The following is a 19,748-nucleotide window of genomic DNA, read 5'->3' on the forward strand; positions in this document are numbered from 1 at the left end:
CGCGGGCGACACGTGGCAGAAAACAGCGGCGGGCCGGACACGTCCCCATGAGGAGACGTGCCCGGCCCGGCTCGTTCGTCAGGCGACCGGGTCGTGCCCCAGGTCGATGTCGAACCCGGTGCGGCCGCCGTCCTCCAGCCGCAGCGACGCGACCGCCGGTGCGTAACCGCTGGCGATGACCGTGTACTGGCCGCCGTCCAGGTCGGCGAAGTGGTACGCGCCGTCGTCACCGGTGATGACGGAGCCCACCGTGTTACCCGCCGGGTCCAGCAGCGTCACCCGGGCGTCCGCGAGCGGCCCGCCCTTCGCCGTCCGTACGGTGCCGCTGACCCGGGCGGCCGGCGCGAGCCGCGCCTCGTACCAGTTGGCCTCGCCGGAGCCGACCTCGGCCTGCAGCGCCGCCGGGCGGTGGCCCGCCGCGCTGACGGCCAGCGTGTAGCTGCCCGGGACCAGGTCGGCGAAGACGAATCCGCCGTCCTCGGCGGCCACGGCCGTGGCGACCACGTCGCCGCGCAGGTCCGTGGCCACGACCAGCGCGCCCGGCACCGGGGCCGTGCCCCGGCTGTCGCGCACCTGGCCGGTCAGGCCGGCCGCGCCCTTCAGCGCCAGGTCGTACTGGATCGGCTCGTCCCCGACCACCACGGTCGCCGCCTGCGGCTGGCGCGTGCCGGAGGATGCGATCAGGACGTACGTCCCGGCCCCCGGAGCGGACAGGCCGTAGCTGCCGTCCTGCGCGGTACGGGCGTGGCCGAGCTGGCGGCCGCCGATGTCGATCAGCGTCACCGCGGCGCCGGCCAGCGGATCGCCCTGGCCGTCGCGCACCTGACCGGTGATGCCGGGGCCCGTGACGGGGCCGGCGCCGGCCGGGAGCGGGGCGGCGGCCGGCGCGGGCTCCGGCGCGGCTTCGGCCGTGGTTCCCGCGGCGGCGGGGGCCACGGCGTCCGCCGCGGCAGCCGCTTCGGTACCGGTGGCCGCTTCGGCGTCGGTCGCCTCGCCCGCTTCCTCCGAGGCGCGGGCCTGCAGGCCGGAGACCTGGCGCAGCGGCACCTCCTTGATGAAGAGCACCAGCACGAACGCCACCGCGATGATGACGGCGCCCAGCAGGAACACGCCGTGCATGGAGTCGGTGAAGCCGCGCTTGAACGGCTCGGCCAGCCGCGGGTCGAGCTGCTGGATGAACGAGGAGTCGTTCAGGACGGACGGCGAACCGCCGCCGCCCGACCCCTTGAACATGTCCAGCACCGGCTTGTTGGCCGGGTTCTGCAGGACCGAGGGGTCGTGCAGCGCCGCCTGGAAGCTGTCGGTGGAGACCGCCGACCTGAACGCCGAGGAGATCTTGTCGCCGACCGTGCTGAACAGCAGCGACAGGAAGACGGCGGTACCGGCCGTGGCACCCATCTGCCGGAAGAACGTGGACGAGGCGGTCGCCACGCCCATGTCGCCCGGCGGTACCGCGTTCTGCACCGCGAGCACCAGCGTCTGCATGCAGGAGCCGAGGCCCAGGCCGAAGACGACCATGTAGACCATGGTCTGCCACAGCGGGGTGTCCCACTGGACCCGGAAGTGGAAGAGCAGCAGCGCCGCCACCATCAGGGCCGTGCCGATGACCGGGAAGATCTTGTACTTGCCGGTCTTCGAGGTGATCTGGCCGGTGACGATCGAGGCGATCATCATGCCCGCCATCAGCGGCAGCATCTCCAGACCCGACTTCGTGGGGCTGGAGCCCTTCACGATCTGCAGGTACTGCGGGATCATCATCATCCCGCCGAACATGCCCATGCCGATGAACACGGACAGCAGGCTGGTCTTGCTGAAGGTGCCGTTGCGGAACAGCCGCATCGGGATGAGCGCGTCGTCGCCGATCCGCCGCTCCACGAAGATCCAGGCGATGATGCCCAGCGCGCCGATGACGTAGCAGGCGACGGACGTGGCCGAGCCCCAGCCCCACTCACGGCCCTGCTCGGCGACGAGCAGCAGCGGGACCACGCCGATGGCGATGGTGAGCGCGCCCCACCAGTCGATCCGCCGGTCGCGGCGGGTGTGCGGGATGTTGAGCACCTTGGCGACCACGAAGAGCGCGATGATGCCGACCGGCACGTTGACCAGGAAGACCCAGCGCCAGCCGGTGATGCCCAGCAGGGTGGCCTGGCCGGCCAGCGCGCCGCCGATGAGCGGCCCGGCCACGCTGGAGGTGGCGAACGTACCGAGCATGTAGCCCTGGTACCGGGCGCGTTCGCGCGGCGGGACGATGTCACCGATGATCGCCAGGGCCAGCGACATCAGACCGCCGGCGCCCAGGCCCTGGATGGCCCGGAAGACGGCCAGTTCGGTCATCGAGGTGGAGAAGGTGCACAGCACCGAGCCCACGACGAAGATGCTGATCGCCGCCAGGTAGTACGGCTTCCGCCCGTGCAGGTCGGACAGCTTGCCGTACAGCGGCGTCGCGATCGTCGAGGTGATCAGGTAGGCGGTGGTCGCCCAGGCCTGCTGGCTGAGGCCGTGCAGATCGTCGGCGATGGTCCGGATGGAGGTGCTGACGATGGTCTGGTCGAGAGCGGCCAGGAACATGCCCAGCATCAGGCCGCTCAGAATGGTCAGGATCTGCCGGTGGCTGAGCGCCCCTGTCCCGGCTTTCGGCGCCGCCCCGGCTATTCGGGGGGATGTCGTGGTGCTCACGCTGCTGCGTCTTTCTCCTTCACGGCGGTGTCCCGGCAGTCCGCCGGGTCGGGCGAGGGGCGGACGTGCCGCGCCTGCTCCAGATCGTCATTGAGGCGGCCCATGAGCCGGACCAGATGGTCCCGGTCCTCCTCGGGCCATGGCTCCAGTACCGCGGCCAGCTTGCTGTCGCGCTGTCGCCGGTACTCGTCGAAGGCCGCGTGCCCGGCGTCCGTGGCGCGCAGCAGAGTCCCCCTGCGGTCCTCCGGATCCGGGTAGCGCTCGACGAGGCCCCGGTCCACCAGCGAGCGCACCTGGCGGCTCACGGTCGAGAGGTCGAGCAGGGCGTCGGCGGCCAGGTCGGTGGCGCGTCGGTCCCCGTTGTTCACCAGCTTGGCGAGCAATACGCGGTCCGCCGCGCCGGCGTCCGTCTTGGCGTGCCGCCGCCAGGCGGTGACCAGCCGGCTGAACCGCACGATCTCCGAGCCCAACCCGGCCGCCGCCTGCTCCAGCCGCTCCCCGGCGTCCGCGGAGCCGGCCCCCTCTTCCTCCCGGGCGCGGACGGCGTCAGCCATCGGCCCTCCCCCTTGCGTTCATGGTTGCTTGTAGCTACCAATGGAGTCTCCCCGATGTTGCTTGTATTCAGCAAGTCGAGGTCGGGGCGCCGGCACGCGCCCCGCACCCCCTCCGTAAAGAGGCCGCCCGAAAAGGGCCAGCAAGCGGTCAGGAGGAGGCAAACGGAAAACAAAACAGCGCCCGAAAGGGGCATCGGACGCCGAGATCGTCGAGCACATCGGACCTTGTGCCGGCTTGGTGAGTTTTTACCTTCGGGCGGGCCCTCGCGGCCGGTGCACGGCGTCTGCGATCATCGTCACCGTGCTCGTCGCCGCCTCGCGTCGCCATGACGGCGACAGCGGCACTCACGCACTCGGGAGAGGCGTGCCCGGAGCCGGACTTGAACCGGCACGGCCCGAAGGCCAGCGAGGTTTAAGCTCGCCGTGTCTGCATTCCACCATCCGGGCCCGAAACCCCCCACGCCGCCACGAAGACGGCACCACGAGCCTAGCCCGCGACACCACTCGAACAGCGGCGGGCAGCCCCGAGGTTGTCTTATTTTATTGGCAACTGAGGGTGCATCAGCACGTGGTACTGGCCTTCGGCACATGCCCAGGGCCGAACCGCCCCGCTCACGCACCGTCGGCGACGCCGCCCCCGGATTGACGGAAACTCGCTGTCCTCCGCCCCTTACTCCGCAGTCTCCCCGCGCCCCCGCCGCCGCGTCAGCGCCTCAGGGTCACCCTCATCCCCAAGGAGGACCCAGGGGATCACGGGTCCGACCGCAGACCCCCTGAGAGACCGGCGCAGGGGCTGACGCCCGGCCCGATCCGCTCCCGGACGATGGAATCCGACCGTTTACACGGCCCCTACGTCCGACAGGAGCACCATCCCGTGACCACCACCCACTCCGGCGTCCCCACCGCCACCCGCGCCACCGCGGTGGCCGCACGCGCCACGGATCTCACCAAGGTCTACGGACAGGGCGAGACCCAGGTGGTCGCCCTGGACGGCGTGAACGTCGAGTTCCGGCAGGCCGAATTCACCGCGATCATGGGCCCCTCCGGCTCCGGCAAGTCCACGCTGATGCACTGCATGGCAGGCCTGGACACCATCTCCCGCGGCTCGGCCCGGATAGGCGAGACCGAGCTGACCGGCCTGAAGGACAAGAAGCTCACCCAGCTCCGCCGGGACAAGATCGGCTTCATCTTCCAGGCGTTCAACCTGCTGCCCACGCTCAGCGCGCTGGAGAACATCACGCTGCCGATGGACATCGCGGGCCGCAAGCCCGACAAGCAGTGGCTGGACCGGGTCGTGGAGACGGTCGGCCTCGCCGGACGGCTCAAGCACCGCCCGAGCGAGCTCTCCGGCGGCCAGCAGCAGCGCGTCGCGGTGGCCCGCGCGCTGGCCTCCCGGCCCGAGATCATCTTCGCGGACGAGCCCACCGGCAACCTCGACTCCCGCTCCGGCGCCGAGGTACTGGGCTTCCTGCGGAACTCCGTGCGCGAGCTGGGCCAGACCGTGGTCATGGTCACGCACGACCCGGTCGCCGCCTCCTACGCGGACCGCGTGGTCTTCCTGGCGGACGGCCGGATCGTCGACGACATGAGCGCCCCCACCGCCGACAAGGTGCTGGAGCGCATGCTGCGTTTTTCCGGGGGTTCCCCCCAGACCCCCGGCTTCGACGCCAAGGGCCGTACGAGCTGACCGGCCCGTACGTACCCCGCTCCGCCGTCCCGCCCTCCGGACCTCACCTTCAGGACTGACCCACTCATGTTCCGTACCGCCTTGCGCAACGTCCTCGCGCACAAGGCCCGGTTGCTGATGACCGTGCTCGCCGTGCTGCTCGGCGTCGCCTTCGTCTCCGGCACCCTGGTCTTCACCTCGACCGTCTCCGACGCCTTCCAGCGCTCCTCCCAGAAGGGCTTCGACGACGTCGACGTCGCCGTCACGCCCGTCTGGTCCGACAGTCCCTCCGCCGACCCCGGCCGGCCCGCCCGGCTGAGCCAGGGCCTGCTGGACAGGACGGCCGCCGTCCCGGGCGCCGCCCGCGTCACCGGTGACGTCTCCGGCTTCGCCGCCGTCGCCGGCAAGGACGGCAAGCTCCTCGGCGACGGCTTCAGCAGCCAGGGCCACAACTACTTCCCGGGCAAGGACGGCCAGGACCACCGCTACCCGATGCGGGACGGCCAGGCCCCGACGAACCCGGGCGAGATCGCGCTGGACGCGAAGACCGCCGACCGCGCCGGCTTCCATGTCGGCGACACCGTACGGCTCTCCGTCGACGGCCCGGTCCGCAAGGAGAAGCTCACCGGCATCTTCACCACCGACGACGGCAACGCCGCGGCCGGCGGCAGCCTCACCCTCTTCGACACCGCCACCGCGCAGAAGCTGTACTCCGCGCCCGGCGAGTTCGACCAGATCCAGGTGAAGGCCGCGGCCGGCACCTCGCAGGCGCAGCTGAAGGACCGTATCGACGCGATCCTGCCGAAGGACCGGGCCGAGACGACCACCGGCCGGAAGCTCGCCGACGACCAGGCGAAGTCGATCGCCGAGAGCATGAGCTCCATGCGCACCAGCCTGCTGGTCTTCGCCGGCATCGCGCTCTTCGTCGGCATCTTCATCATCGCCAACACCTTCACCATGCTGGTCGCCCAGCGCACCAAGGAACTGGCGCTGCTGCGCGCGGTCGGCGCCAGCCGCCGCCAGGTGACCCGCTCGGTCCTCATCGAGGCGTTCCTCGTGGGCACGGTCGCCGCGGTCGCCGGACTCGCGGCCGGTGTCGGCATCGGCGCCGGGATGCGCTCCCTGATGGGCTCCACCGGCCAGTCCCTGCCCGACGGGCCGCTGGTCGTCTCCCCCGGCACGATCCTGACCTCGCTCGTCGTCGGCATCGTGGTGACCATGCTCGCCGCGTGGCTGCCCGGCCGCCGGGCCGCGAAGATCCCGCCGGTGGCCGCGATGAACAGCGTGCACGCCACCGCCTCCACCAAGTCCCTGGTCCTGCGGAACACCCTCGGCGCGATCGTCTCCGCGGCCGGCGCGGCCCTGGTCCTGCTGGCCACCGGCATGGGCGACGGCGGCAAGGCCCCGATGGGCGGCGGCGCTGCACTGCTGCTGATCGGCATCTTCATCCTGACCCCGCTGCTGTCCCGGCCGCTGATCGCGGCGGCGGCCCCGGTCCTCCGCATCTTCGGGATCTCCGGCAAGCTGGCCCGGCAGAACGCGGTACGCAATCCGCGCCGCACCGCCGCCACGGCCTCCGCGCTGATGATCGGCCTCACCCTGATCACCGGCCTGACCGTCATCGCGGGCAGCGCGCAGAAGGCCGTCGACAAGATGGCCACCGACTCGCTGAAGGCGGACTACGTCGTCAGCATGGTCAACAAGGGCCCGCTCTCCCCGGACGTGGCCACCGAGCTGGCGGACAACCCGAAGGTCACCGCGTCCAGCCCGATGCGCAACGCCCCGGCCCGCGTCGACGGCGACATCGAGTACCTCACCGGCGTCAACGGCAAGGACCTCGGCAAGCTGACGCAGCTGGACTTCACGGCGGGCTCCCTCGACGGGCTCTCCTCGGACAAGGTCGTCGTGGACGGCGACACCGCGAAGCAGCACGGCTGGCACGTCGGCTCCACCCTCACCACCACGTACGAGGACGGCAAGCGCGGCCGGCTCACCGTCGGCGGGGTCTACGAGGGCAACGAGCTGATCAAGGGCATCCTGCTGGACACCGCGACCCTGGCCCCGCACCAGAAGGACGCGTCCGACATGCAGGTCATGGTCAAGACCGCGGGCGGCCCGTCGGAGGCCACCCAGGACGCGCTGGCCAAGGCGCTCGGGAACAACCCGGCCATCGCGGTGCAGGACAAGAAGGACGTCTCCGAGGGCATCGCGCAGATGGTCACCCTGATGCTGAACGTCCTCTACGGGCTGCTGGCCATGGCGGTGATTGTCGCGGTCCTCGGCGTGGTCAACACCCTCGCGATGTCGGTGTTCGAACGCTCGCAGGAGATCGGCATGTTGCGCGCGATCGGCCTGGACCGGCGCGGCATCAAGCGCATGGTCCGCCTGGAGTCCCTGGTGATCTCCCTCTTCGGCGGGGTGCTCGGCATCGGCCTCGGCGTCTTCTTCGGCTGGGCCGGCGGCCGGCTCATCGCGGACAGCCTGGCGACGTACGAGATGGTGCTGCCCTGGGGCCGCATCGGGATCTTCCTGGCGCTCGCCGCGGTGGTCGGCGTGCTGGCGGCGCTCTGGCCGGCCCGCCGCGCGGCCCGGCTGAACATGCTCGGCGCGATCAAGGCGGAGTAGCCCGCACGGCTGCGCACGCGGGAGCCCCGGTCCTGTAGGACCGGGGCTCCCGTCGTGTCACGGCGGGGCGCTCAGCCGCGCCACTCCCGTGCCCGCAGCGGCATGCCGGAGGCCCCGCCCTCGGGCGTGCGGACCGCGAGGACCTGGTTGACGCCGATGCGGTTGCGCTCGAAGGACAGCGCCGAGGCGGCCATGTAGAGCCGCCAGACCCGCGCCCGGCCCGGCGTGGTCAGGCGCACGGCGCGGTCCCAGTGGCGCTCCAGGTTGGCCACCCACTGGCGCAGCGTCAGCGCGTAGTGCTCACGGATGGCCTCCACGTCGCGCACCTCGAAGCCGGCGTCCTCCAGCTGGGCGACGGTCCGGCCGATCGGGGCGAGCTCGCCGTCGGGGAAGACGTACCGGTCGATGAACTCGTCGACGTGGTAGCTGTCCTCGTCGGCGAGCGGGCGGCGGGCGATCTGGTGGTTGAGCAGCCGGCCGCCCGGCTTGAGCAGGCCGTACAGGTCGGCGGCGTACTCGGCGTACCGGGCCCGGCCGACGTGCTCGGCCATGCCGATGGAGGAGATCGCGTCGTACGGGCCGTCCTTGACCAGGCGGTAGTCCTGCACCCGGATCTCGATGCGGTCGGTGAGGCCGGCCTCGGCGACGCGCTTGCGGGCGTACGCGGCCTGCTCCTCGGAGAGGGTGACGCCGACCGCGCTCACGCCGTAGTGCTGGGCGGCGTGCAGCACCATCGAGCCCCAGCCGCAGCCCACGTCCAGCAGCCGCTCGCCCTCCTTGAGGTTCAGCTTGCGGCAGATGAGGTCGAGCTTGTCGCGCTGCGCCTCCTCCAGCGTCGCCGCCCCGTCCTCATCGGTCCCCCAGTAGGCGCAGGAGTAGACCATGGACGGGCCGAGCACCAGCTCGTAGAAGTCGTTGCCGACGTCGTAGTGGTGGCTGATGGCCTGCTTGTCGCGGCGCAGGGTGTGCAGCGGGCCGTGGCTCTTGGGGGCCTCTTCGGCGGGCGGCCGGGGCGGGATCGGGGCGCCGGCGAGCGAGAGGAGTTCGCGGACCGCGCTGCGGATCTCGGGGCGGGCGAGGGCGCGCAGGACGGCGGCGCGCTGCGGCTTGCCGTCGTCCTCGGGGCCGCGTTCCCAGATCATCTCCGCGAGGCCGTCCAGGGCGGCGTAGAGATCGCCGTCGACGTCGAGGTCGCCGGCCACCCACGCGCGGGCCAGGCCCAACTCGCCGGGCTTGAAGAGCAGGTGGCGCAGGGCGCGTCGGCTGCGGAAGACGAGGGCCGGGGCCCCGGGGGGACCGGACTCGCTGCGGTCCCAGGCCCGGATGCGCACGGGGAGCGGGGCTCCCAGTACCTCCTCGGCGAGCTTGGTGAGCCGTCCAGCGGCGTCGGCCATGTCGCACACCTCCGTATTGACGAGTCGGGGCGAGATAGTTTCACCCACCACGTAAACGCCTGGCGGGGCCCGGGTAGTCCCGTTCGTTCGTAAGGGAACAGCAAAGCCCGGCGCCGGCGCCAATGTGAATACGCCGAAGGGGCGGCGCGCGCGACCGCCACGCGCACCGGCGTGCGGCCCCCTCATACGGACACGCCGAAGGGCGCCTGCCCCACGGATGGCAGGCGCCCTTCGGCGGATGTGCGGGGGCTTCCCGGCAGGCGCCGGGAAGCCGCTGCTCAAGAGGCCTTGGCGGCCGTCTTGTCGTCCTTCTTCTCCTCGGCGGCGGCAGCCGGCTTCGGAGCGGGCTTGGCGGCCTCGTAGAACTCCTCGCGGGGGTTCTCCATGGCGCCGAGCGAGGTGATGTCGCGCTTCTGGAACATGTTGAGCGTCCACTCGGCGATCACCCGGACCTTGCGGTTCCAGGTCGGCATCGCCAGACCGTGGTAGCCGCGGTGCATGTACCAGGCGAGACGGCCCTTGAGCTTGATCTTCATCTTGCCCATGACGATCATCGCGACGCCCTTGTGCAGGCCGAGACCGGCGACCGCACCCTTGTTGGCGTGCTTGTACTCCTTCTGCGGGAAGCCCCGCATACCGGAGACCACGTTGTCGCCGAGCACCTTGGCCTGGCGCATCGCGTGCTGGGCGTTCGGCGGGCACCAGGCGTTCTCGTTGCCGTTGGCGCGGCCGACCAGGTCCGGGACCTGGGCGTTGTCGCCCGCGGCCCAGATGTAGTCGGAGCCCTGCACCTGGAGGGTGGCGGCCGTGTCGACGTGACCCCGCGGGCCGAGCGGCAGACCGAAGCGCGCGAGCGCCGGGTTCGGCTTGACGCCGGCCGTCCACACGATGGTGCTGGCGTCGACCTCAAGGCCGTTGCTGAGCACCACGTGGCCGTCGACGCAGGACGGCATGGTGGTCTTCAGGTAGACCTCGATACCGCGGGACTCCAGGTGCTCCTTGCCGTACTGGCCGAGCTCGGGACCAACCTCCGGCAGCACCTTGTCGGCGGCGTCGACGAGCACGAAGCGCATGTCCTCGCGCTTCACGTTCTTGTAGAACTTGGCCGCGTCGCGCGCCAGGTCCTCGACCTCGCCGATGGTCTCGGCGCCCGCGAAGCCACCGCCGACGAAGACGAAGGTGAGCGCCTTGCGGCGGATCTCCTCATCGGTCGTCGACTCGGCCTTGTCGAGCTGCTCGAGCACGTGGTTGCGCAGGCCGATGCCTTCCTCGACACCCTTCATACCGATGCCCTGCTCGGCCAGGCCGGGGGTCGGGAAGGTGCGGGAGACCGCGCCCATGGCGATGACCAGGTAGTCGAAGGGCAGCTCGTACGCCTCGCCCACGAGCGGGGCGACCGTGGCGACCTTGCGGTCCTGGTCGATGGTGGTGACGCGGCCGGTGAGAATCTCGGCACCCGGCACAGCGCGTCGCAGCGGGACGACGACGTTGCGCGGCGAGATGCTGCCGGCGGCAGTCTCGGGGAGGAAGGGCTGGTACGTCATGTACGAGCGCGGGTCGACGACCGTGACGGTCGCCTCGCCGTACCGCATCTTCTTGAGGATGCGGCGTGCCGCGTACAGGCCTACGTACCCACCGCCTACTACGAGGATCCTGGGACGCTCCGTGGTGCTCATGTCATCGAGTATCCACCCCCACTTGGGGGGTAGCTCGTGAGGGTCTTCACAAGCACCGTACAGGGGTCTGCTACACTCCGCGCCTTCGTGATCGACGCCATAGCTCCGCGGGGGAACCACAAGGTCACGCCGAGCGTTGGTCACCCCTCCTCATCAGGGCTTGCGGCCCTTCGTGAGGCTGGACCACGCGTCACATAAGCGCTCCCTCAAGCCCGCCGAAACCGCACATTCCTCGGTGCTCGCTCACAGGTGAGCCCCGGAGGGGCGAGTGAGGGGCGACTTGTTGCCCCATCGGGCGCTTTTTTCATGTGAAGAGTTTCACGAACATTTTCCGCGGCGTGCCGCGAAGGGGCCCCGGAACGCGTCACTCACGCGCTCCGAGGCCCCTTTCAACACCCCTCAGAAGCCCTCAACGGCCCCCTCAGGCGATGCTCCAGGCGATGCCGTCCAGGATGTCGTGCTCGGAGACGACGACCTCCTGAGCGCCCGTACGTTCCATGATCGCCAGCAGTACGAGGGCGCCCGCGGCGATCACGTCCACCCGGCCCGCGTGCATCACCGGGATCGCCGCGCGCTCCTCGTGCGTGGAGGCCAGCAGCCGCTCGGTGATCTCGCGGACCTTCGCCAGCGGGATGCGGGAGTGGTGGATGGCGGCCGAGTCGTACTCCGGCAGCCCCAGCGCGATCCCGGCCATCGTGGTCACCGAGCCGGCCAGGCCCACCAGGGTGTGCGCCTCGTCCAGCGGCACGGCCGCCGCGGCCCGGTCCAGCGCCGCCGCGATGTCGGCCTTGACGGCGGCGATCTGCTCGGCCCCCGGCGGGTCGATGACCTCACCGTCGCGCACGAGATGCCGCTCGGTCATCCGGACGCAGCCCACGTCCACCGAGCGCGCCGCCTGCACGGAGTCCGAGCCGAGCACGAACTCCGTCGACCCGCCGCCGATGTCCACGACCAGGTACGGCTTCGCAAGGTCGGCGCGCCCTGTCAGCTCCTTCGTCGCGCCCGTGAAGGAGAACTCCGCCTCCTGGTCGCCGGTGATCACCTCGGGCTCCACGCCCAGGATGTCCACCACACCGCGCACGAAGTCATCCCGGTTCTCCGCGTCGCGCGAGGCCGAGGTCGCCACGAAGCGCAGCCGCTCCGCGCCCAGCTCCTCGATCACGGCGGCGTACTCCCGGCAGGCCGCGAAGGTCCGCTCCAGCGCCTCCGGCGCCAGCCGGCCCGTACGGTCCACGCCCTGCCCGAGCCGGACGATCTTCATCCGGCGGTCCAGGTCCTTCAGCTCGCCGGTCTCCGGATCCAGGTCCGCGACCAGCAGGCGGATGGAGTTGGTGCCGCAGTCGATGGCGGCGACGCGCTTCACTCGGAGGCTCCCTCTTCCTCGTTCTCCGGCTCGTTCTCTGCCTCGTTCCCGCACGGGCTCACGCAGGGGCCCTTCTTCCACCACTCCGGCAGCATGGCGATGGCCTCATCGCCCAGCGGGTTCACGCCGGGGCCGGCCGCCAGCGAGTGACCGACCAGGACGTGCAGGCACTTCACCCGGTCCGGCATGCCACCCGCGCTCGGAAAGCCCTTCAGCTCCTCGATGGCGTCGCGGCGCCGGATGTAGTCCTCGTGCGCCGCGCGGTAGGCGGCGGCCAGCTCCGGGTCGCTCGCCAGCCGCTCGGTCATCTCCTTCATCACGCCGTTCGCCTCCAACGTGCCGATCGCGGAGGCCGCCCGCGGGCACGTCAGGTAGTACAGCGTGGGGAACGGCGTGCCGTCCTCCAGGCGCGGGGCCGTCTCGACGACGTCCGGGTTGCCGCAGGGGCAGCGGTGCGCGATGGCGCGCAGGCCGCGGGGCGGGCGGCCCAGCTGCTCACGGAACGCCGCGACGTCCGCGTCGGTGGGCTCGGTGGGCTCGGTCTGGGGAGGCGGCGTGTCCATGCAGGTTTCTCTTGTCGTCAGGACGTACGTGTCGTCTGTCGTCGGGACGTACGTGTCGTGGCTCGTCCGGGACGTACGTGTCGTCGGAGGTGTGCTGTCGGCCGCCCCATCATCCCCCGGCGACGCGCCCGCGCGCGTCGGCGGAGTCCAGGCCGGACCAGACCGCTTCGTACCACGGGCGCTGCACGGTGCCCGCACCGGCGCGCGGCCGGCTCGCGCCGGTGCCGTCCACGACGGTGTAGCCGGTCTCACCGGGCAGCACGTAGTGCAGGTGGCGGCGGGCCTGCTGGCGTACGTACGCGGGGTCCTGCCAGCGGGCCTTCTCCTGGCGCAGCCGGTCCACCGCGTCCTGGGTCGCCCCGGCCTGGCGGCGCTGCTCCTCGATGTCCGAGCGCTGGGACACGTAGGCCCTTATCGGATACGCGAGGGCCACGACCAGCGAGCACAGGACGAGCGCGAGCAGCGCGGCACGGCCGGTGAGCCGGCTGCGGCGCGGGGAGCGCGCGCGGTAGACCCGGGCCGCGGCCTGCTCGCCGAGCGCCTTGAGCCGGGTCGCGGTCGAGAACCGTTCCGCCGACACCTGCCGCCTCCCCTGCCTCGCCTCGTACATACGTCCCCGGCAACGGTACGGGACCGCTGCCGGGGACGTACGGAAGCCGGGGCTTTCCGGCCGCTGGGCCGTCGAGCGCGCAGCTTTTGCTGCGCCTACTGGCCGGCGGAGCGACTGTGCTCGTTACTCCGCGGTGCGGAAGCGCGGGAAGGCGCTGCGGCCCGCGTAGACCGCCGCGTCGTCGAGGATCTCCTCGATGCGCAGCAGCTGGTTGTACTTGGCGACGCGCTCGGAACGGGCCGGGGCGCCGGTCTTGATCTGGCCGCAGTTGGTGGCGACGGCCAGGTCGGCGATGGTGACGTCCTCGGTCTCGCCGGAACGGTGCGACATCATGCACTTGAAGCCGTTGCGCTGGGCCAGCTCGACGGCGTCCAGGGTCTCGGTCAGCGAACCGATCTGGTTGACCTTGACCAGGAGGGCGTTGGCGGAGCCCTCCTCGATGCCGCGGGCCAGGCGCTCGGGGTTGGTCACGAACAGGTCGTCGCCGACCAGCTGGACCTTGGAGCCGAGCTTGTCGGTGATGACCTTCCAGCCGGCCCAGTCGTCCTCGAACAGCGGGTCCTCGATGGAGACCAGCGGGTAGGAGGCGACGAGCTCCTCGTAGTACTCGGTCATCTCGGCGGCCGAGCGGGACTTGCCCTCGAACTCGTACGCGCCGTCCTTGTAGAACTCGGAGGCGGCGACGTCGAGCGCCAGCGCGATGTCCTGGCCGGGGGCGTAACCGGCCTCCTTGACGGCCTCCAGGATGAGGTCGAGGGCCTCACGGTTGGAGCCCAGGTTCGGGGCGAAGCCGCCCTCGTCGCCCAGGCCGGTGGCCAGGCCCTTGGCCTTCAGGACCTTCTTGAGGGTGTGGTAGACCTCGGCACCCCAGCGCAGCGCCTCGGAGAAGGACTCCGCGCCGATCGGGGCGATCATGAACTCCTGGATGTCCACGTTGGAGTCGGCGTGCGACCCACCGTTGAGGATGTTCATCATCGGAACGGGCAGCACGTGCGCGTTCGGGCCGCCGAGGTAGCGGAACAGCGGCAGGTCGCTGGCCTCGGAGGCGGCGTGCGCCACGGCCAGGGAGACGCCCAGGATCGCGTTGGCGCCCAGGGAGCCCTTGTTGTCGGTGGCGTCCAGGTCGAACATCGCCTGGTCGATGAGGCGCTGCTCGGTGGCGTCGTAGCCGACCAGCTCGGGGCCGATCTGCTCGATCACGGCGAGGACGGCCTTCTCGACGCCCTTGCCGAGGTAACGGTTCGGGTCGCCGTCACGCAGCTCGATGGCCTCGAAGGCGCCGGTGGAGGCGCCGGACGGCACGGCAGCGCGGCCGGTGCTCCCGTCGTCGAGGCCGACCTCGACCTCGACCGTGGGGTTGCCTCGCGAGTCGAGGATCTCGCGAGCTACGACGACGTCGATCGACGGCACGTTGTCTCCTTCATGGGTGTCATCTGGAGTTCTGCAACACGAGCCTAACGGCCCGGGGGCCGTCCGCCTGCCCCTAGCCCCTTCCGTGAGACGAAAAAGGACCCAAAGGCCCGCAAACCGGGAGGTAAGAATCGGTTTTCACGGCGGACACTTCAGGCAAAACAGTCACTACGCATCTGAGCGGCGACCCGCCCGGATGCCTGCACGCCGGCCCCGCCGCGCAAACGTGAAGCCCCGCCGTGACGCGCTCGGGGGCTTCGCGTCGCGGCGGGGCGGTCACACGGGCCGGGCCGCGCGCCGATCGGGTACGGATCGGGCGGCGGTCCCGGCCGAGGGCCCGTCAGGGCCGGTCCGAACCAGTCGGGTCCGAGCGGATCCGGTGGGGTCCGGTCGGATCCGGTGGGGTCCGGTCGGGTCCGATCAAACCTCGAGCTTCTGGCCCGGGAAGATCAGGTCGGCGTTGTCGCCGACGGTCGACTTGTTGTTCTCGTAGACGGTCTTCCAGTTCGTGCCGTGCGCCTTGGCGATCTTGCCCAGGGTGTCGCCGGACTTCACGGTGTAGTTGCCGTGGCCCTGCTTCGGGGCAGCCTGGGGCTGGACCGGCTGCGGCTTCGGCGCGGCCTGCTGCTTCGGCGCCTGCTGCGGCGCCGCCTGCTGCTTGGGGGCCTCCTGCTTCGGGGCCTGCTGCTGGGCCTGGCCGGAGCCGGTGTCCACCTGCGCGGCCGGGCCACCGGAGGACAGGCCGCCGGCACCGGCGCAGCTCCAGGCGCCCGGGCCCTGCATGGCGAGCAGCTTCTCGGCGGTGGCGATCTGCTGGTCCTTGGTGGCCAGGTCGGCACGCGGCGCGTACTTGGTACCGCCGGCGGCGGCCCAGGACTGGTTGTTGAACTGCAGGCCACCGTAGTAGCCGTTGCCGGTGTTGATCGACCAGTTGCCGCCGGACTCGCACTGGGCGACCTTGTCCCAGGTGGCGACCGAGGCGGCGTTGGCGGAACCGGCGGTCATCAGCGGGACGGCCACGGCGGCGCCGGCGACACCGGCGAGCGTGACGACGCGGACGGCCTTCGAGGGGCGGCGGTGCTTGCCCTTGAGCATGTTGTTCTTCCTCACCGACGCCTGCGAGGTGAGCTGTCGGGTTCGGGCTGTGAGTGGCCCGGCCGGATGCGCTGTCCGCACATCCGGCTTCACCCCAAGCCGCCCGCTGCGTTTCCGCTGCGGTGACGGCACTTACCTTGGGTCCCCCGCTCCTGCCTACGGCGCTTGCGCGACGGTTGTCCGACCGATCACCGGCAGGATTCGGCGAATGATCGGCGGGCTCGCTTGATGCGAGCGGTGAAGAACGTAAACACACACCCCTCGGCGGTTCAAACCACCCTTTCGTAGGACAGTTGACCGTTTTCGATCATCGAAAGTACCCGTTTGCGCAGGTCGAACACGGTATGGAAACAACGGACACGGCGGACGGAATCGCTCCCGACGAGACCCATGTCTCACTTTCCCCAATTGGGTACAACCCGCGCGCACTTACGCCGTGGGCCCCTCCTGTCACTGCCCCAGTTCGAGCCGCTGACCAGGGTGGATGAGGTCCGGATCGGCCCCGATGACACCCTCGTTGGCGTCGTACAGGCCGGTCCAGCCCGCCGCCAGCCCACGCTCCTCGGCGATCGCGGACAGACTGTCGCCCGGCCGCACCGTGTACACGCCGCCACCGGACGGGGTACCGCGGTGCGCGTCACCGCGCGAGGCGTGCCGCCCCGCCGGACGGCCGTCCTTCCCTTCGCCGGCCTCGCCCTTGCCGTCGTCCGCCGTACCGCGATGGCGACCGGTGCCGGGGGCCGAGGCGTCGCCGGAGGGCCGGTCGGCGGAGTCGCCCGCGCGCGGCCCGGCGGTGTCCCCGTCGGAGCCCGCGTCGGCGTTACCGGCGCCCTTGTCCGCGCCCGCACCCGTGTCCGTACCGTCCGTACCGCCGTCGGAGGGTCGGGAGGTCGGGTCGTCGGACGGCTTGGCGGTGGGGTCACCGGAGGGCTCGGTGTCGGGCTCGTCCGCCTGCGGGGCGGAGGAGTCGCCGGACGGCTTCGACGTGGCGTCGCCGGACGGCTGTCCCGCGTCGGCGCCGTCGCCGCCCTCGCCCGTACCGGCGGACGGGCCGCCCGAGGCGTCGTCGCCCGACTCCGAGGGGGCGGGCGTCTCCGAGCCGCCCGGGTCCACATCGGGTATCAGGCCGTCCACGTCGAGGCCTGCGTTGACCGCGCAGCTGGGCCAGGCATCCGGGCCACGGTCGTTCAGGATCGACTCGGCGACCGCGATCTGCTGGGCGCGGCTGGCGAGGTCCGGGCGCTCGGCGTAGGACTCGCCGCCGTAGTCCCGCCACATCTGGAGGGTCAACTGCAGCCCGCCGTAGTAGCCGTTGCCGGCGTTGGCGCTCCACGCACCGCCGCTCTCGCACATGGCGACGCGGTCCCAGGTGGCGGTGTCGGCGGCCTGCGCGCCGCCCGCCGTCAGCAGCGGCAGGGCCATTCCTGCGCCCGTGACGGAGGCCGCCACCAGGAGGGCGGGGGCCTGGCGGGGGCGGCGGTGTCTACCGTTGCCGGAGCGCATGCGAGTGCCTTTCGAGCGGCGGCTTGAGTTGTCGCACGCAAGGTAGCGGGGGCCCGGCCCGGTCTCAAGCCGGTGTAGCGGAGATCACGCGCAGATCACGCCTCTGACGCCACGTCAGGTTGGCTCGCTTCCGGCGCCCTTGACGTACACCGGTACGTACGGGAATGCCCGGTCTGATGCCCCGGTCGCAGCGCCTCCGCGCTACGCGCCGTCCGCCGCGCCCTCCGGCGTGAATTCCACCGGCAGCGCCCGCAGCCCGCGCATGATGAGGCCGCCGCGCCACCGCAGATCGTCCGGATCCGCTGCCAGCCGGATGTCCGGCAGCCGGGTCAGCAGGGTCGCCAGCGCCGTACGGCCTTCGAGGCGGGCCAGCGGCGCGCCGAGGCAGTAGTGGATGCCGTGCCCGTACCCGAGGTGCTGGTTGTCGCGGCGTCCGAGGTCCAGCGTGTCCGGCGCCTCGAAGCGCTCCGGGTCCCGGTCGGCGGCCGCCAGCACCACCAGGACGGGATCGCCCACGGCGATCTCCTGGCCGCCGATGGTCAGTCCCTGCGTGGCGAACCGCCAGGTCGCGAGCTCCACCGGACCGTCGTAGCGCAGCAGTTCCTCGATGCCGGTCGCGAGCAGTTCCTCGTCGCCCGCGGCCAGCGCGGCCTGCAGCCGCGCCCGCTGTTCCGGGTTGCGCAGCAGCGCGTACGTACCGTTCCCGATCAGGTTGACCGTCGTCTCGAACCCGGCGAAGAGCAGGATGAACGCCATCGCCGCCGCCTCGTTCTCGGTGAGGTGCTCGCCGTGGTCCGAGGCCCGGATGAGGGCCGAGATCAGATCCTCGTCCTCGGTCTCCTCGGCCGCCAGCGACTCCCGCTTGCGGTGGATCAAGTCGGCCAGATATGCCCGCATCTTCTTCACGGACCGGGCGACCCCGCCGCGCGGCCCCCCGCCGTGCCGGATCATCATCCCGGCCCAGTCCCGGAAGTCGTCCTGGTCCTCGCGGGGCACGCCCAGCAGATCGCAGATCGCGTAGATGGGGAGCGGGAAGGCGAACTCATGGATGAGGTCGGCCTCGCCGCGCGCCGCGAAGCCGTCGATCAGCTGGTCGGTCAGCTCCTGCACGCGGGGCGCGAACCGGGCCACCGTGCGCGGGGTGAACGCCTTGGAGACGAGGCGGCGCAGCCGGGTGTGGTCCGGCGGGTCGATGTTGAGCAGGTGGGTCATCAGGTTGGCGCTGCGTTCGCCGGGGATGCCGACCTTGCCCTTGCCGTGCGCGGCCTCGCTGTGGTGCTGCGGGTTCTTGGAGAGCCGGGGGTCGGCCAGCGCCTCGCGCGCGTCCGCGTAGCGGGTGACCAGCCACGCCTCGACGCCGCTGGGCAGCGTGGTCCGGCGTACCGGCGCGTGCTCCCGGAGCCAGGCGTACGCGGGGTACGGATCGGCGGCGAACTCCCAGGTGAAGAGCTCGGGACAGGCGGAGCCGGGGCCGGCGGCGGTGGTGTCGTGCACCCGTCGACCGTAACCGGTCGTCCGCAGGGGCCGGTCGACCCTATCGCTGCTCCGCCCCCAAGATCGCGTCCCGGTAGGTCCGAGCCGCGGCCCGCAGCGCGGTCTCCGGGTCGGTGCCCTCCTCCTGGGCCCGGGCGGCGAGTGCCAGCAGCTCGTAGCCGATGCCCTCGCCCGCGATCGGCACGTCGAGGCCCGCGGTACGGGCCCGGGAGATCAGTTTCGCGGCCAGCGCCAGGGCCGGCTGCCCCAGCGGCACGCCCTCCGTCACCGACTCCCGCTGCTTCTCGGCGGCCTTGGTCCGCAGCCAGTGGGCCCGGACGTCCTCCGGCGTCTCGGCCTCCGCGTCGCCGAAGACGTGCGGGTGCCGGTGGATCAGCTTGTCGACGATGATGCCCGCGACGTCGTCGACGGAGAACGGCTCGTCGGGGTCGTCCTGCGCGATCCGGGAGTGGAAGACGACCTGGAGCAGGACGTCGCCGAGTTCCTCGGCCAGCGCCTCCCGGTCGCCCTCCTCGATCGCCTCGACCAGCTCGTACATCTCCTCCAGGCCGTACTTCGCCAGGTCCTCGTGGGTACGGACGCCGCTCCACGGGCACGCGACGCGGATCCGGTCCATGACCTGTACGAGGTCCAGCAGCCGGGCGCCGGGCAGGTCGTACGAACCGGGCAGCAGCTCCAGGTCGGGCATCGCCTCGCGGCCCGATCCGGCGAGGCGGGCCAGCCCGTCGGTCAGCGTGCTCTCCCCGGCGGCCGAGGTCAGCACGACGGCCGTCCGGCTCCCGGTCACGCAGTAGTCGACCAGCTCGCGGGCGGTGGGCTCCGCGGTCTCGGCCGTGATGCCCGCCTCGGCGAGGTAGGGCAGCTGCGGGTGGTCGGGGTCGGCGCACAGCACGCGGTCGGCGCTGCGCAGCGTCTGCCACGCGGGCCAGGACAGCAGGCCGGGTGCGACCCGGTGGCTGGTGGTGAGCAGGACCAGGCGGCCGGTGGCGGAAGCGTTCACCCGTCGAACGTAACGCACGGGGGCGGGTGGCCGGGCGGCAGGCCGGGCCTGCCGCCCGTGCCCCGGGCCGGCTCGGGGACCAGAACTCGGACCAGGTGGGGGACCAGATCTCGGACCAG

The 19,748-nt window shown here is 71.4% G+C and carries 14 protein-coding genes, 1 tRNA gene and 1 riboswitch; of the genes, 2 read left to right on the forward strand and 13 right to left on the reverse strand.

Annotated features, from left to right (window positions below; translation table 11 throughout):
- Positions 1-78: 78 nt before the first annotated feature.
- The 3 genes from IF20_RS08950 to IF20_RS08960 all read right to left on the reverse strand — a co-directional run bounded on the left by IF20_RS08950 (position 79) and on the right by IF20_RS08960 (position 3,677).
- Positions 79-2,676: an MFS transporter gene (locus IF20_RS08950; protein ID WP_052864567.1), complete on the reverse strand. Its 2,598-nt coding sequence runs from the start codon at positions 2,674-2,676 to the stop codon at positions 79-81.
- Complete coding sequence (locus IF20_RS08955) at positions 2,673-3,230, reverse strand: MarR family winged helix-turn-helix transcriptional regulator (RefSeq protein ID WP_052864568.1); 558 nt, start codon at positions 3,228-3,230, stop codon at positions 2,673-2,675. Before IF20_RS08955 ends, IF20_RS08950 begins: the two co-directional genes overlap by 4 nt.
- A gap of 365 nt (positions 3,231-3,595) precedes the next feature.
- Positions 3,596-3,677, reverse strand: a tRNA-Leu gene (locus tag IF20_RS08960).
- 427 nt (positions 3,678-4,104) lie between these two features.
- Here IF20_RS08960 and IF20_RS08965 point away from each other — a divergent pair.
- Positions 4,105-4,917 (forward strand): ABC transporter ATP-binding protein, encoded by an 813-nt coding sequence (locus IF20_RS08965; RefSeq protein WP_052864569.1) that lies wholly within the window; start codon positions 4,105-4,107, stop codon positions 4,915-4,917.
- A gap of 66 nt (positions 4,918-4,983) precedes the next feature.
- A complete protein-coding gene (locus tag IF20_RS08970) occupies positions 4,984-7,521 on the forward strand; it encodes an ABC transporter permease (protein WP_052864570.1) in 2,538 nt (845 codons plus the stop codon).
- A 71-nt stretch (positions 7,522-7,592) separates the two neighbouring features.
- On the opposite strand, the gene IF20_RS08975 is transcribed toward IF20_RS08970, so the two are convergent.
- The 10 genes from IF20_RS08975 to IF20_RS09020 form a co-directional block, all read right to left on the reverse strand.
- Complete coding sequence (locus IF20_RS08975; RefSeq protein WP_052864571.1) at positions 7,593-8,915, reverse strand: SAM-dependent methyltransferase; 1,323 nt, start codon at positions 8,913-8,915, stop codon at positions 7,593-7,595.
- Between the two features lie 278 nt (positions 8,916-9,193).
- Complete coding sequence (locus IF20_RS08980; RefSeq protein WP_052864572.1) at positions 9,194-10,591, reverse strand: NAD(P)/FAD-dependent oxidoreductase; 1,398 nt, start codon at positions 10,589-10,591, stop codon at positions 9,194-9,196.
- A gap of 421 nt (positions 10,592-11,012) precedes the next feature.
- Positions 11,013-11,954 carry a Ppx/GppA phosphatase family protein gene (locus tag IF20_RS08985; RefSeq protein ID WP_052864573.1) on the reverse strand — a complete coding sequence of 314 codons (942 nt, stop codon included), beginning with the start codon at positions 11,952-11,954 and terminating at the stop codon, positions 11,013-11,015.
- Complete coding sequence (locus tag IF20_RS08990) at positions 11,951-12,517, reverse strand: DUF501 domain-containing protein (RefSeq protein WP_052864574.1); 567 nt, start codon at positions 12,515-12,517, stop codon at positions 11,951-11,953. Before IF20_RS08990 ends, IF20_RS08985 begins: the two co-directional genes overlap by 4 nt.
- A gap of 109 nt (positions 12,518-12,626) precedes the next feature.
- Positions 12,627-13,097 carry an FtsB family cell division protein gene (locus IF20_RS08995; RefSeq protein WP_052864575.1) on the reverse strand — a complete coding sequence of 157 codons (471 nt, stop codon included), beginning with the start codon at positions 13,095-13,097 and terminating at the stop codon, positions 12,627-12,629.
- A 153-nt stretch (positions 13,098-13,250) separates the two neighbouring features.
- Positions 13,251-14,537: a phosphopyruvate hydratase gene (gene eno, locus IF20_RS09000; protein WP_052864576.1), complete on the reverse strand. Its 1,287-nt coding sequence runs from the start codon at positions 14,535-14,537 to the stop codon at positions 13,251-13,253.
- 420 nt (positions 14,538-14,957) lie between these two features.
- Positions 14,958-15,632 (reverse strand): transglycosylase family protein, encoded by a 675-nt coding sequence (locus tag IF20_RS09005; RefSeq protein ID WP_052864577.1) that lies wholly within the window; start codon positions 15,630-15,632, stop codon positions 14,958-14,960.
- 3 nt (positions 15,633-15,635) lie between these two features.
- A riboswitch (cyclic di-AMP (ydaO/yuaA leader) is annotated at positions 15,636-15,806 on the reverse strand.
- A gap of 276 nt (positions 15,807-16,082) precedes the next feature.
- Entirely contained in the window at positions 16,083-17,135 is a 1,053-nt protein-coding gene (locus tag IF20_RS09010; RefSeq protein ID WP_052864578.1) for a transglycosylase family protein, read from the reverse strand.
- A gap of 201 nt (positions 17,136-17,336) precedes the next feature.
- Positions 17,337-18,629 (reverse strand): cytochrome P450 family protein, encoded by a 1,293-nt coding sequence (locus tag IF20_RS09015; RefSeq protein ID WP_052864579.1) that lies wholly within the window; start codon positions 18,627-18,629, stop codon positions 17,337-17,339.
- A gap of 40 nt (positions 18,630-18,669) precedes the next feature.
- Positions 18,670-19,629, reverse strand: coding sequence for a nucleoside triphosphate pyrophosphohydrolase (locus IF20_RS09020; protein WP_199896542.1), 960 nt, complete (start codon positions 19,627-19,629; stop codon positions 18,670-18,672).
- Between the last annotated feature and the right edge of the window lie 119 nt (positions 19,630-19,748).

It is taken from the genome of Streptomyces niger (assembly GCF_000718305.1).
Lineage (GTDB): Bacteria > Actinomycetota > Actinomycetes > Streptomycetales > Streptomycetaceae > Streptomyces > Streptomyces niger.